This window comes from Streptomyces avidinii (assembly GCF_014650695.1).
GTDB lineage: Bacteria > Actinomycetota > Actinomycetes > Streptomycetales > Streptomycetaceae > Streptomyces > Streptomyces avidinii.
In genome coordinates this window covers 243,037-255,032 of the sequence record NZ_BMVL01000007.1, presented here as the reverse complement: position 1 = coordinate 255,032, position 11,996 = coordinate 243,037, and the positions used below count along the sequence as shown (strand labels likewise).

14 protein-coding genes are annotated in these 11,996 nt (G+C 69.1%); 12 read left to right on the top strand and 2 right to left on the bottom strand.

Going from position 1 to position 11,996, the window contains the following annotated elements; translation table 11 throughout:
• The first annotated feature begins 1 nt into the window (after position 1).
• The 12 genes from infA to glmM all read left to right on the top strand — a co-directional run bounded on the left by infA (position 2) and on the right by glmM (position 9,870).
• On the top strand, positions 2–223 hold the full coding sequence (gene infA / locus IE257_RS20275; RefSeq protein WP_003956442.1) for a translation initiation factor IF-1: 222 nt from the start codon (positions 2–4) through the stop codon (positions 221–223).
• 73 nt (positions 224–296) lie between these two features.
• Positions 297–410: a 50S ribosomal protein L36 gene (rpmJ, locus tag IE257_RS20270; RefSeq protein WP_003956441.1), complete on the top strand. Its 114-nt coding sequence runs from the start codon at positions 297–299 to the stop codon at positions 408–410.
• A 199-nt stretch (positions 411–609) separates the two neighbouring features.
• The gene (gene rpsM / locus IE257_RS20265; protein ID WP_069921529.1) at positions 610–990 is read left to right on the top strand and encodes a 30S ribosomal protein S13; all 381 of its coding nucleotides are present in this window, start codon (positions 610–612) and stop codon (positions 988–990) included.
• Positions 991–1,044: 54 nt separating this feature from the next.
• Complete coding sequence (gene rpsK, locus IE257_RS20260; RefSeq protein WP_003956432.1) at positions 1,045–1,449, top strand: 30S ribosomal protein S11; 405 nt, start codon at positions 1,045–1,047, stop codon at positions 1,447–1,449.
• Positions 1,450–1,601: 152 nt separating this feature from the next.
• Positions 1,602–2,624 carry a DNA-directed RNA polymerase subunit alpha gene (locus tag IE257_RS20255; RefSeq protein WP_008739666.1) on the top strand — a complete coding sequence of 341 codons (1,023 nt, stop codon included), beginning with the start codon at positions 1,602–1,604 and terminating at the stop codon, positions 2,622–2,624.
• Positions 2,625–2,728: 104 nt separating this feature from the next.
• Positions 2,729–3,190: a 50S ribosomal protein L17 gene (rplQ, locus tag IE257_RS20250; protein ID WP_030154710.1), complete on the top strand. Its 462-nt coding sequence runs from the start codon at positions 2,729–2,731 to the stop codon at positions 3,188–3,190.
• 99 nt (positions 3,191–3,289) lie between these two features.
• Complete coding sequence (truA, locus tag IE257_RS20245; protein ID WP_189970607.1) at positions 3,290–4,141, top strand: tRNA pseudouridine(38-40) synthase TruA; 852 nt, start codon at positions 3,290–3,292, stop codon at positions 4,139–4,141.
• A 33-nt stretch (positions 4,142–4,174) separates the two neighbouring features.
• Positions 4,175–5,803, top strand: coding sequence for an ABC-F family ATP-binding cassette domain-containing protein (locus tag IE257_RS20240; RefSeq protein WP_189970605.1), 1,629 nt, complete (start codon positions 4,175–4,177; stop codon positions 5,801–5,803).
• A 69-nt stretch (positions 5,804–5,872) separates the two neighbouring features.
• Positions 5,873–7,141 carry a glycosyltransferase family 87 protein gene (locus tag IE257_RS20235; RefSeq protein ID WP_189970603.1) on the top strand — a complete coding sequence of 423 codons (1,269 nt, stop codon included), beginning with the start codon at positions 5,873–5,875 and terminating at the stop codon, positions 7,139–7,141.
• Between the two features lie 230 nt (positions 7,142–7,371).
• Positions 7,372–7,815 carry a 50S ribosomal protein L13 gene (rplM, locus tag IE257_RS20230; RefSeq protein WP_008739660.1) on the top strand — a complete coding sequence of 148 codons (444 nt, stop codon included), beginning with the start codon at positions 7,372–7,374 and terminating at the stop codon, positions 7,813–7,815.
• A 42-nt stretch (positions 7,816–7,857) separates the two neighbouring features.
• Entirely contained in the window at positions 7,858–8,376 is a 519-nt protein-coding gene (gene rpsI, locus IE257_RS20225) for a 30S ribosomal protein S9 (RefSeq protein WP_136229686.1), read from the top strand.
• Between the two features lie 135 nt (positions 8,377–8,511).
• Positions 8,512–9,870 carry a phosphoglucosamine mutase gene (gene glmM / locus IE257_RS20220; RefSeq protein WP_189970601.1) on the top strand — a complete coding sequence of 453 codons (1,359 nt, stop codon included), beginning with the start codon at positions 8,512–8,514 and terminating at the stop codon, positions 9,868–9,870.
• A 62-nt stretch (positions 9,871–9,932) separates the two neighbouring features.
• Here the strand turns inward: glmM and IE257_RS20215 are convergent, their stop codons facing one another.
• Both IE257_RS20215 and coaA read right to left on the bottom strand, forming a co-directional pair.
• Positions 9,933–10,904 carry a DUF389 domain-containing protein gene (locus IE257_RS20215; protein WP_189970599.1) on the bottom strand — a complete coding sequence of 324 codons (972 nt, stop codon included), beginning with the start codon at positions 10,902–10,904 and terminating at the stop codon, positions 9,933–9,935.
• 34 nt (positions 10,905–10,938) lie between these two features.
• Positions 10,939–11,988: a type I pantothenate kinase gene (gene coaA, locus IE257_RS20210; protein ID WP_189970597.1), complete on the bottom strand. Its 1,050-nt coding sequence runs from the start codon at positions 11,986–11,988 to the stop codon at positions 10,939–10,941.
• Between the last annotated feature and the right edge of the window lie 8 nt (positions 11,989–11,996).

Here is an 11,996-nt window from a genome sequence, read left to right as displayed (position 1 = left end):
CGTGGCCAAGAAGCAAGGTGCCATCGAAATCGAGGGCACCGTGATCGAGTCCCTCCCGAACGCGATGTTCAAGGTGGAACTCCAGAACGGTCACAAGGTCCTCGCGCACATCAGCGGCAAGATGCGCATGCACTACATCCGCATCCTCCCTGATGACCGGGTTGTCGTGGAGCTCTCCCCGTACGACCTCACGCGTGGCCGGATCGTCTACCGATACAAGTAGATCTTGTCCTCACTCCTGCCTGGGCATCCGTCCCGGTGCGGGTGGTGGCACTGACCCGGAGAACCTCACCAACATGAAGGTCAAGCCGAGCGTCAAGAAGATCTGCGACAAGTGCAAGGTGATCCGCCGTCACGGTCGGGTCATGGTCATCTGCGACAACCTGCGCCACAAGCAGCGCCAGGGCTGACGCACGCCGACCGACCTGCCTTCCGCAGTTCTTCGCGCGACGTAAGAAAACGTACATACGCAGAATCCGCCCAGCCCTGAGAAGGGCCGGCGGCACCTCCGGCGGGGGCCGGGGACCCGGACGTACCACCACCCATCAGGTGTGGTCGGCGGTCGGGGTTGATTCTGCTGAAGACCCCCGAACACACAGGAGCCATTGAATGGCACGCGTTTCCGGTGTTGACATCCCGCGCGAAAAGCGCGTGGAGATCGCACTTACCTACGTCTTCGGTGTCGGGCGCACCCGGTCCAAGGAGATCCTTGCGGCCACCGGTGTGAACCCGAACACCCGCGTTCGTGACCTGGCCGAAGAGGACCTCGTCAAGATCCGCGAGTACGTGGACGCCAACCTCCGCACCGAGGGTGACCTCCGCCGCGAGATCCAGGGCGACATCCGCCGCAAGATCGAGATCCAGTGCTACCAGGGTATCCGCCACCGTCGCGGCCTCCCGGTGCACGGCCAGCGCACCAGCACGAACGCGCGTACCCGCAAGGGCCCGCGTCGCGCGATCGCCGGTAAGAAGAAGCCGGGCAAGAAGTAGTCCTGTTCAGCGGTCTTGCGCTGTAGGACCGACCACCTCCCGTAGGAGATTTAGATGCCCCCCAAGGGTCGTCAGGGCGCTGCCAAGAAGGTGCGCCGCAAGGAAAAGAAGAACGTCGCTCACGGGCACGCCCACATCAAGAGCACGTTCAACAACACCATCGTTTCGATCACCGACCCCTCGGGCAACGTGATCTCCTGGGCCTCCGCCGGCCACGTCGGCTTCAAGGGCTCGCGCAAGTCCACCCCCTTCGCCGCGCAGATGGCTGCCGAGTCGGCCGCCCGCCGCGCGCAGGAGCACGGCATGCGCAAGGTTGACGTCTTCGTCAAGGGTCCGGGCTCCGGCCGCGAGACCGCGATCCGCTCCCTCCAGGCCACCGGCCTCGAGGTCGGCTCGATCCAGGACGTCACCCCCACCCCGCACAACGGCTGCCGCCCGCCGAAGCGCCGCCGCGTCTGACGCAGCGGACGCACCTGTGCGTCTTTGAGTGTTCGGGCGGTACGAACCCCTCGCGGGGGACGTACCGCCCGTACCCTTGTAGTAGCCGTACCCCTGGTACGGCATCCGTCGGGCGTCAAATAGTGGGCGTCCACGAATGAAGGAACACAGACATGCTTATCGCTCAGCGTCCTTCGCTGACCGAAGAGGTCGTCGACGAGTACCGCTCGCGGTTCGTGATCGAGCCGCTGGAGCCGGGCTTCGGTTACACCCTCGGCAACTCCCTGCGCCGTACGCTCCTGTCGTCCATCCCGGGTGCCGCTGTCACCAGCATCCGCGTGGACGGCGTCCTGCACGAGTTCACCACCGTGCCGGGCGTCAAGGAAGACGTCACGGACATCATCCTCAACATCAAGCAGCTGGTCGTCTCCTCGGAGCACGACGAGCCGGTCGTGATGTACCTGCGCAAGCAGGGTCCCGGCCTGGTCACCGCTGCTGACATCGCGCCCCCGGCCGGTGTCGAGGTGCACAACCCGGACCTGGTCCTCGCCACGCTCAACGGCAAGGGCAAGCTGGAGATGGAGCTGACCGTCGAGCGCGGCCGCGGCTACGTCTCCGCCGTCCAGAACAAGCAGCTGGGCCAGGAGATCGGTCGCATCCCGATCGACTCCATCTACAGCCCGGTCCTCAAGGTCACCTACAAGGTCGAGGCGACCCGAGTCGAGCAGCGCACCGACTTCGACAAGCTGATCGTCGACGTCGAGACCAAGCAGGCCATGCGCCCGCGTGACGCCATGGCGTCCGCCGGTAAGACCCTGGTCGAGCTGTTCGGTCTGGCGCGCGAGCTCAACATCGACGCCGAGGGCATCGACATGGGCCCCTCGCCGACGGACGCGGCCCTGGCCGCCGATCTGGCGCTGCCGATCGAGGAGCTCGAGCTCACCGTTCGGTCGTACAACTGCCTCAAGCGCGAGGGCATCCACTCCGTGGGTGAGCTCGTCGCCCGCTCCGAGGCCGACCTGCTCGACATCCGCAACTTCGGTGCGAAGTCGATCGACGAGGTCAAGGCGAAGCTGGCCGGCATGGGCCTGGCCCTCAAGGACAGCCCGCCCGGATTCGACCCGACCGCCGCCGCCGACGCCTTCGGCGCCGACGACGACGCGGACGCCGGTTTCGTCGAGACCGAGCAGTACTAGAAAAGCTTGCGGGGGGCTCACGCCCCCCGCACCCCCTCTCGCGACCGCTTGAGGGAACTGACTCCGGTACCTGACACGGCCGGTGCAGATTTGAAGGAGTAACAATGCCGCGTCCCGCAAAGGGTGCCCGTCTGGGCGGCTCCGCCGCGCACGAGAAGCACCTTCTCGCGAACCTCGCGAAGGCGCTCTTCGAGCACGGCCGCATCACCACCACCGAGGCCAAGGCCCGCCGCCTGCGTCCCTACGCCGAGCGTCTGGTCACCAAGGCCAAGAAGGGCGACATCCACAACCGTCGCCTGGTGCTGCAGACGATCACGGACAAGAGCATCGTGCACACGCTGTTCACCGAGATCGCCCCGCGCTACGAGAACCGCCCCGGTGGTTACACGCGCATCACCAAGATCGGCAACCGTCGTGGCGACAACGCCCCGATGGCCGTGATCGAGCTGGTCGAGGCCCTTACGGTCGCCCAGCAGGCCACCGGTGAGGCCGAGGCCGCCACCAAGCGCGCGGTCAAGGAGGCGGAGGCTGTCGAGACCCCCGCCGAGGAGACCAAGGAGGCCTGATCCCCCGGGATCACGCTTGCTTGAACGGCTCTGAACGGGCCCGCCCCCTTCCGGGGCGGGCCCGTTCTGCATATGGGTGATTCTGAGAGGATCGGTCACGTGAGTGACGAGGTGGAGCCCGGGCACGTCCGGGTGCGGCTGGACCTGAGCTACGACGGCAAGGACTTCTCCGGCTGGGCGAAGCAGCGCGTGCTGCGGACCGTCCAGGGCGAGCTGGAATCGGCCCTGCAGACCGTGATGAGGCTGTCCGAGCCGGTCGAGCTGACCGTGGCCGGGCGGACCGACGCGGGGGTGCACGCCCGCGGTCAGGTCGCGCAGTTCGACCTCGCCGAGGAGGTATGGGCCGAGCACCACGACAAGCTGCTGCGGCGCCTCGCGGGCCGGCTGCCCCACGACGTAAGGGTGTGGAAGGTCGCCGAGGCCCCCGAGGGCTTCAACGCGCGCTTCTCGGCCGTCTGGCGCCGCTACGCGTACCGCGTCGGCGACCACCAGGGCGGCGTCGACCCGCTGCGCCGCGGGCACGTGCTGTGGCACCAGTGGCCGCTCGACGTCGACGCCATGAACGAGGCCGCCGCCCCGCTGCTCGGCGAGCACGACTTCGCCGCGTACTGCAAGAAGCGCGAGGGCGCCACGACCATCCGTACGCTCCAGCAGCTCGGCTGGGAGCGCGCGGAGGACGGGATCATCACCGCGACCGTCCGCGCCGACGCCTTCTGCCACAACATGGTCCGCTCGCTGGTCGGCGCCCTGCTGCACGTCGGGGACGGGCACCGGCCCACGGACTGGCCCGGGAAGGTGCTGGCGGCCGGCGTACGGGACTCCTCGGTGCACGTGGTCAAGCCGCACGGGCTGACCCTGGAGGAGGTCGGCTACCCGGCGGACGAGCTGCTGGCCGCCCGCAGCAAGGAAGCGCGCAACATGAGGACCCTGCCGGGGGCGGGCTGCTGCTAATCCGTTTGGGCGGATCGGGGGGCGGCCTGGACAATGCGCGGCATGGGACATCTCGAAGCCAGCCACCTGGAGTACTACCTTCCCGACGGGCGGGTCCTGCTCCCCGACGTTTCCTTCCGGGTCGGTGAGGGGGCGGTGGCGGCCCTGGTGGGGGCGAACGGCGCCGGCAAGACCACCCTGCTCAAGCTGATCTCCGGAGAGCTCCAGCCGCACGGCGGCGGGGTCACCATCAGCGGCGGGCTCGGCGTGATGTCGCAGTTCGTGGGCTCCGTACGCGACGAGACGACCGTACGGGACCTGCTGGTCTCCGTGGCCCAGCCGCGGATCCGGGAGGCCGCGAAGGCCGTGGACCACGCCGAGCAGCTGATCCTCACGGTCGACGACGAGGCCGCGCAGATGGCCTACGCCCAGTCGCTCAGCGACTGGGCCGACGTGCAGGGCTACGAGGCGGAGACCCTGTGGGACGTCTGCACCATGGCCGCGCTGGGCATCCCGTACGACTCCGCGCAGTTCCGCGAGGTGCGCACGCTGTCGGGCGGTGAGCAGAAGCGGCTCGTGCTGGAGGCGCTGCTGCGCGGCCCCGACGAGGTGCTGCTGCTCGACGAGCCGGACAACTACCTCGACGTTCCGGGCAAGCGCTGGCTGGAGGAGCAGCTGAAGGCCACCCGCAAGACGGTGCTCTTCGTCAGCCACGACCGGGAACTGCTCACCCAAGCGGCGGAGAAGATCATCAGCCTGGAGGCGAGCCCGACGGGCAGCGACGTGTGGGTGCACGGCGCCGGCTTCGCGACGTACCACGAGGCCCGCAAGGAGCGCTTCGCGCGCTTCGAGGAGCTCAAGCGGCGCTGGGACGAGGAGCACGCCCGCCTGAGGGCCCTGGTGCTGCGGCTGCGCAATCAGGCCGCCTCCAGCCCCGACATGGCCTCGCGCTACCGGGCGATGCAGACCCGCTTCCAGAAGTTCGAGGAGGCCGGCCCGCCGCCGGAGCCGCCGCGCGAGCAGGACATCAAGATGCGGCTCAAGGGCGGCCGGACCGGCGTGCGGGCGCTGACCGTGGAGAACCTGGAGCTCACGGGGCTGATGAAGCCGTTCTCCCTGGAGGTCTTCTACGGGGAGCGGGTCGCGGTGCTCGGCTCGAACGGCTCGGGCAAGTCGCACTTCCTGCGGCTGCTGGCGGGCGAGGACGTCAAGCACACGGGCACCTGGAAGCTGGGCGCACGGGTGGTTCCCGGCCACTTCGCGCAGACGCACGCGCACCCGGAGCTCTTCGGCCGCACCCTCGTCGACATCCTGTGGACGGAGGCGGCCAAGTCCCTGGGCCAGGCGATGGGGGCCCTGCGCCGCTACGAGCTGGAGCGCCAGGGCGAGCAGCCCTTCGAGAAGCTCTCGGGCGGCCAGCAGGCACGTTTCCAGATCCTGCTGCTGGAGCTGGCGGGCACCACGGCGCTGCTGCTGGACGAGCCCACGGACAACCTGGACCTGGAGTCCGCGGAGGCGCTCCAGGACGGCCTGGAGTCCTACGACGGCACTGTGCTGTGCGTCACGCACGACCGCTGGTTCTCGCGCACATTTGACCGTTACCTGGTCTTCGGTTCGGACGGTGTTGTGCGGGAGACTCAGGAACCCGTCTGGGACGAACGTAGAGTCGAACGCAAGCGCTAGGGGGAGACCGTCACCCCCTCTGTGGAGTGAGGGGCAGGCGTCGTGGGGCTGCGGCCGAGCATCTGGCTGATGAAGTGGGAGAACCAGACGTCCGGGAACCGGCTGGTCGACTGGCTGATGCGGCCGGCCTCCCGGTTCTGGCAGTTCGCCTCGCTCGCGGTGCTCCTCGGGATCGCGGTCTCCACGAGCCTGCGGGAGAACTGGGGCTCGGACAACGCCTTCGTGGTCAAGGCCGCAGAGACGCTGCTGGCCGGCGGGTCCCCGTACGAGGACAAGCGGTTCCTCTACCTGCCCAGTGCCGTGATCATGGCGGTTCCGGAGGCGCTGCTGCCGCAGACGGTGCTGCGGTGGGTGCTGCCGGTCGGGATGTCGGGGCTGCTGGGCATCGGCTGGCTGGCCGCGCTGCGGCTGTTCTCGGTGCCACTGCGCTCGCGGTTCGCGGTCTGCGGGCTGGCGGTCTTCGCCCTCGTCTACAAGCCGTACGTGAACCTCGTGCTGATCGGCAACTGGACGGCGATCTCGGCGGCCGCGCTGCCGGTGGCCCTGTTGCTCGCGCACCGGCGTTCGTGGGGTGCGGCCGGGCTGGTGATCGGGCTGGCGATCGCCTGCAAGCCGATGCTGGTGCCGATCGGGCTGCTGTTCCTGCTGGCCCGGCAGTGGCGGGGGCTGGCCGTGGCCGTGCTGGTACCGGTGGGGGTCTCCCTCGCCGGGGCGCTGATGATGCCGAGCCCGTCGCTGTTCTTCACCAAGACGCTGCCGTTCCTGCTGCAGGGGCAGGACTCCTACGCCCTGCCGTGGGACGCCTCGCCGATCGCCGTGCTGCCGCGGCTGGGGGTCCCGGAGTCGGTGGCGGTGGCGGTGGCCTTCGCGGGTGCCGGTGCCGGGCTGTGGGGCGCGTGGCGGCGCTGGCGGCGGCCGGATTCCGCCGAAGGCGAGGGGGGTGACCAGGGGCAGCTGCGGCTGGTGGAGACGGCCTGCATGGTGATGCTCGCCGCATTCCTGGTCTCCCGTCCCTCCTTCGACCACTACCTCCTGGTGGTGCTGCCGCTGCTGCTGGCCTCGGGGGTGCGGCCCGGCTCGATGCCCCGCTCGCCCTGGTTCTGGCTGGCCCTGACGCCCCAGGTGGTGCTGATCCCGTGGCCGTCGGAGCTGGCCCACAAACGGCGCGCCTTCAAGGACTGCGCCACCCTGTGCGGGCTCGCGATTGTGCTGGCGCGTCGTGCGCTGCGCTCCCGGCGGGTTACTCTTGGGCCCGTAACAACTGCGGGGTCCCCACCCAGGACCGAACCGGAGTGCGCCGCGACGCCAGCAGAATCGGCAGCGCGGACCGCGTTTTGACCCGTACGGGTCTGCTTGGGTATCCTGCTGGTTTGTTATGCGTATTGGCTTTCTCATTCTCACGTGAAAGGCCTTGCGCCGGTCCACCGGACCGATGACCAGCAGTTCGCACGGGTTGCGTCCCCGTTGCGAATGAGGGCTGTCGTGATCGTCCGTGGTGACCCTGTCAGGACCTTCCCGTGGGGCTTGCGCCCTTGGGATACCACCACTGAAGAAGCGAAGGCATACGCGTGCGTACGTTCAGCCCCAAGCCCGGCGACATCTCGCGCCAGTGGCTCGTCATCGACGCCCAGGACGTTGTCCTCGGCCGTCTGGCGACCCAGGCCGCTGCCCTCCTGCGGGGTAAGCACAAGCCGACTTACGCCCCCCACATGGACATGGGCGACTTCGTCATCATCGTCAACGCCGACAAGGTTCACCTGTCCGGCAACAAGGCGTCGCAGAAGATGGCGTACCGCCACTCCGGCTACCCGGGTGGTCTCCGCTCGGTGCGCTACGACGACCTCCTGGCGAACAACCCGGAGAAGGCCGTCGAGAAGGCCATCAAGGGCATGCTCCCCAAGAACACCCTGGGCCGTCAGATGCTCTCGAAGCTGAAGGTCTACTCGGGCGACCAGCACCCCCACGCTGCCCAGCAGCCGGTGCCGTTCGAGATCACCCAGGTCGCGCAGTAGTTCCGGCCACCCCCTAAGACGTAGAAAATTCTGAGGAGCATCGTGGCCGAGACCACCGCCGAGACGACCGTCGAAGAGTTCGAGGGCAACGTCGAGGAGTACACCAGCGAGTCTGAGGTTGCCGTCGAGGGCGACTACACCTCCGAGTCCCTTGCCGGTCGCTTCGGCGACCCCCAGCCGGCCGCCGGCCTGGGCCGTCGCAAGAACGCCATCGCCCGCGTCCGGATCGTTCCGGGCACCGGCAAGTGGAAGATCAACGGTCGCACCCTTGAGGACTACTTCCCCAACAAGGTGCACCAGCAGGAAGTCAACGAGCCCTTCAAGCTCCTCGAGCTCGACGGCCGCTACGACGTCATCGCCCGCATCTCGGGTGGCGGCGTGTCCGGCCAGGCCGGCGCCCTGCGCCTCGGCGTGGCCCGTGCGCTGAACGAGGCGGACGTGGACAACAACCGCCCGGCGCTGAAGAAGGCCGGCTTCCTTTCCCGCGACGACCGTGCGGTCGAGCGCAAGAAGGCCGGTCTCAAGAAGGCCCGTAAGGCTCCGCAGTACAGCAAGCGTTAATCTGCGCCTGCTGTTCTGCAACGAAACCGCCCCGGCAGCACTCTCTGTGCTGTCGGGGCGGTTCGTTTACCGCCACAAGCGGCAAATACCTGTCACAAGCGGTCATACGCGAAGCGGAAACTCGGGAGGACAACAGTGGGACGACTCTTCGGGACGGACGGTGTACGCGGCGTTGCCAACGCGGATCTGACGGCGGAGCTCGCGCTCGGCCTCTCCGTGGCGGCAGCCCACGTACTTGCCGAGGCGGGCACCTTCGAGGGCCACCGGGCGACGGCCGTGGTCGGCCGGGACCCCCGTGCCTCCGGCGAATTCCTGGAGGCCGCGGTCGTGGCGGGCCTCGCGAGCGCGGGCGTGGACGTCCTGCGCGTCGGTGTGCTGCCCACCCCGGCGGTGGCGTATCTCACCGGTGCGCTGGGCGCCGACCTCGGCGTGATGCTCTCCGCCAGCCACAACGCCATGCCCGACAACGGCATCAAGTTCTTCGCGCGCGGCGGCCACAAGCTCGCCGACGAGCTGGAGGACCGCATCGAGTCGACCTACGAGCAGCACCGCACCGGCGCCCCGTGGGACCGGCCCACCGGATCCGGCGTCGGCCGCGTCTCCGACTACACCGAGGGCTTCGACAAGTACGTCGCCCACCTCATCGGGGTCCTCCCCAACCGCCTCGAAGGCCTGAAGGTCGTCCTGGACGAGGCGCACGGCGCGGCCGCGTACGTCTCGCCCGAGGCCTTCACCCGGGCCGGCGCGGAGATCATCACGATCGGCGCCGAGCCCGACGGCCTCAACATCAACGACGGGTGCGGCTCCACCCACCTCGGCCTGCTCAAGGCCGCCGTGGTCGAGCACGGCGCCGACTTCGGCATCGCGCACGACGGCGACGCGGACCGCTGCCTGGCCGTGGACGGCTCCGGCGCGGAGGTCGACGGCGACCAGATCCTCGCGGTGCTGACACTGGCCATGCGCGAGGCCGGCCAGCTGCGCGAGAACACCGTGGTCGGCACCGTGATGTCCAACCTGGGCTTCAAGCTGGCCATGGAGTCCGAGGGCATCCAGGTCGTGCAGACCGGGGTCGGCGACCGCTACGTGCTGGAGTCGATGAAGGAGCACGGCTACGCGCTCGGCGGCGAGCAGTCCGGCCACGTGATCATCCTCGATCACGCGACGACGGGCGACGGCACGCTGACCGGCCTGCTGCTGGCGGCCCGCGTCGCGGCCACCGGCAAGTCCCTCGCCGAGCTGGCGGGCGTCATGCAGCGACTGCCGCAGGTCCTGATCAACGTTCCCGACGTGGACAAGTCCCGCGTGACCACCTCCGCCGAGCTCGCCGCGGCGGTGGCCGACGCCGAGCGCGAGCTGGGCACCACCGGGCGGGTGCTGCTGCGTCCGTCCGGTACGGAGCCGCTCGTACGGGTGATGGTCGAGGCCGCGGACATCGAGCAGGCCCGCTCGGTCGCCGGCCGGCTCGCGGACGTAGTGAAGTCCGCTCTGGGCTAGGCGGACGCCGCGGGCTCGGCCGACCAGATCCGAAAGAGACGGCCCAGGCCGTCCCAGGTCTTCTAGAGGCCGCTGCCCGGCCTGCGTGGCGCACCCGGTTTCCGGATCATCCGGCTCTCCTGGGTGCGCCACAGTAGTTTCCAGCAGATGAGGGTGAGCGTCCCGGCGAGGATGATGCCGCCCAGGTTCAGCGCCAGCTGGACGGCCGAGCCCCACATCTGGGAGAAGTCGCCGTAGCTGAGGGCCACCGCGGCATTGGCGCCCGCCGGGACGGTGGTCACGGAGATCGCCACGCCCACCAGGGCGCCGGCCTTCGCCGAGGTCAGCGACAGCATGCCGGCCACCCCGGCGAGCATCGCCACGACGAAGGAGAACGGGTCGGGCTGCCAGATGAAGCTGGTGTTCGGCCGGGGGTTCTCCAGCATGTCCTCGTGGAACAGGCCGAGCCCGTCCATCACCAGACTGAAGAGCGTCGTCGCCACGATCGCCGCTGCGAAGCCGACCACGAGCGCGACGAGCGAGCGCCCGGCGAGCCTGCGCCGGCGCTGCACCAGGCCGGTGCAGATGCCGGCGAGCGGGCCGAATTCCGGGCCGACAGCCATGGCGCCCACGATCAGGACCGCGTTGTCCAGGACCACGCCGCAGGCCGCGATCATCGTCGCGATGATCATGAAGGCGGCGTAGGTGATGGTGAGGGTGGACTCCTCGTGCGTCGACTCGGCGAGCTGTTCCCAGACCACCGCGTCGGCGGCCTCGCCCGGAGCCTCCTCCTCGGCGTCCTCGGCGCGCCGGGAGATCGACAGGTCGATGTTCTCCACGGCGATGGAACCGGTCTCGTCGATACCGAGCCCGCGCATCGCCTGCAGCAGTTCGTCCGCGGCCTCGCGGGCGACGTCGCACAGGACGAGATCGCCCTCGGGGTCGCGGGCGGCATCCTTCAGCACCACCACGTGGGTGGTCCCGACCGTCCGGTCGATCAGCGTCACGACCTGCTCGGTGAGGTGATGCGGGGTGATCATCCGCAGATGCAGCATGCCCGCACCCTAGCGACCGGTGGCCGGACGGCTCCTAGAGCTTGCGGAGACTCAGCTTCTGGACTTTGTGGTCCGGGCCCTTGCGGACGACGAGGGTGGCCCGGCCGCGGGTGGGCGCCACGTTCTCCAGCAGGTTGGGCCGGTTGATCGTCCGCCACATCGTCTGCGCGTACTCCATCGCCTCCTCCTCGGAGACCTGGGTGTACTTGCGGAAGTAGGAGAAGGGGTTCTGGAAGGCGGTCGCGCGCAGCTTCCGGAAGCGGCCCAGGTACCAGCGCTCGATGTCCTCGGGGCGCGCGTCCACGTACACGCTGAAGTCGAAGTAGTCGGCGAGGGCGACGCGGGTGCGGCCGTCGGTGCCGGGGAGGGCCGGCTGGAGCACGTTGAGGCCCTCGACGATGAGGATGTCCGGGCGGCGGACGACGAGCTCCTCGCCGGGCACGATGTCGTAGATCAGGTGCGAGTAGACCGGGGCCCGCACCTCGTCCTTGCCGGCCTTGATGTCGGCGACGAAGCGGGTGAGCGCCCGCCGGTCGTAGGACTCCGGAAAGCCCTTGCGGGAGGTGAGCCCGCGCCGCTGGAGCTCCTTCATCGGGTAGAGGAACCCGTCGGTGGTCACCAGCTCCACGCGTGGGTGCTCGGGCCAGCGGGCGAGCAGGGCCTGGAGCAGGCGGGCCACGGTGGACTTGCCCACGGCGACCGAACCGGCGACGCCTATGACGAAGGGGGTGCCCTGCTGGGCGCCGTGCCCGTTGCCCGCGTCGCCGAGGAAGGTGTTGAGGGTGCCGCGCAGGTTGCTGGTGGCGCCCACGTAGAGGTTCAGGAGCCGGGAGAGCGGCAGGTAGACGTCGCGGACCTCGTCGAGGTCGATGACGTCGCCGAGGCCGCGCAGCTGCTCCACCTCGTCGGCGGTCAGCGGCAGCGGGGTCCGCTCCCGCAGGGCGCTCCATTCGGCGCGGGTGAGGTCGACGTACGGCGAGGCGTCGGGGCCGCGGCGGTGTGCGGGGCGCGTGGGGTGCCCGTCCCGACCAGTGCGCTCCGTTGCGTCGTCCGGCGTGTTGCTTCGTGGCGGCGAAGTGATCACAACGCCAT

Coding starts and splice junctions, on each gene's coding strand:
- IE257_RS20235 (WP_189970603.1), top strand. CDS start 5,873: ATGAAGTGGGAGAACCAGACGTCCGGGAACCGGCTGGTCGACTGGCTG.
- rpsM (WP_069921529.1), top strand. CDS start 610: ATGGCACGCGTTTCCGGTGTTGACATCCCGCGCGAAAAGCGCGTGGAG.
- rpsK (WP_003956432.1), top strand. CDS start 1,045: ATGCCCCCCAAGGGTCGTCAGGGCGCTGCCAAGAAGGTGCGCCGCAAG.
- rpmJ (WP_003956441.1), top strand. CDS start 297: ATGAAGGTCAAGCCGAGCGTCAAGAAGATCTGCGACAAGTGCAAGGTG.
- IE257_RS20240 (WP_189970605.1), top strand. CDS start 4,175: ATGCGCGGCATGGGACATCTCGAAGCCAGCCACCTGGAGTACTACCTT.
- IE257_RS20255 (WP_008739666.1), top strand. CDS start 1,602: ATGCTTATCGCTCAGCGTCCTTCGCTGACCGAAGAGGTCGTCGACGAG.
- rplQ (WP_030154710.1), top strand. CDS start 2,729: ATGCCGCGTCCCGCAAAGGGTGCCCGTCTGGGCGGCTCCGCCGCGCAC.
- IE257_RS20215 (WP_189970599.1), bottom strand. CDS start 10,904: ATGCTGCATCTGCGGATGATCACCCCGCATCACCTCACCGAGCAGGTC.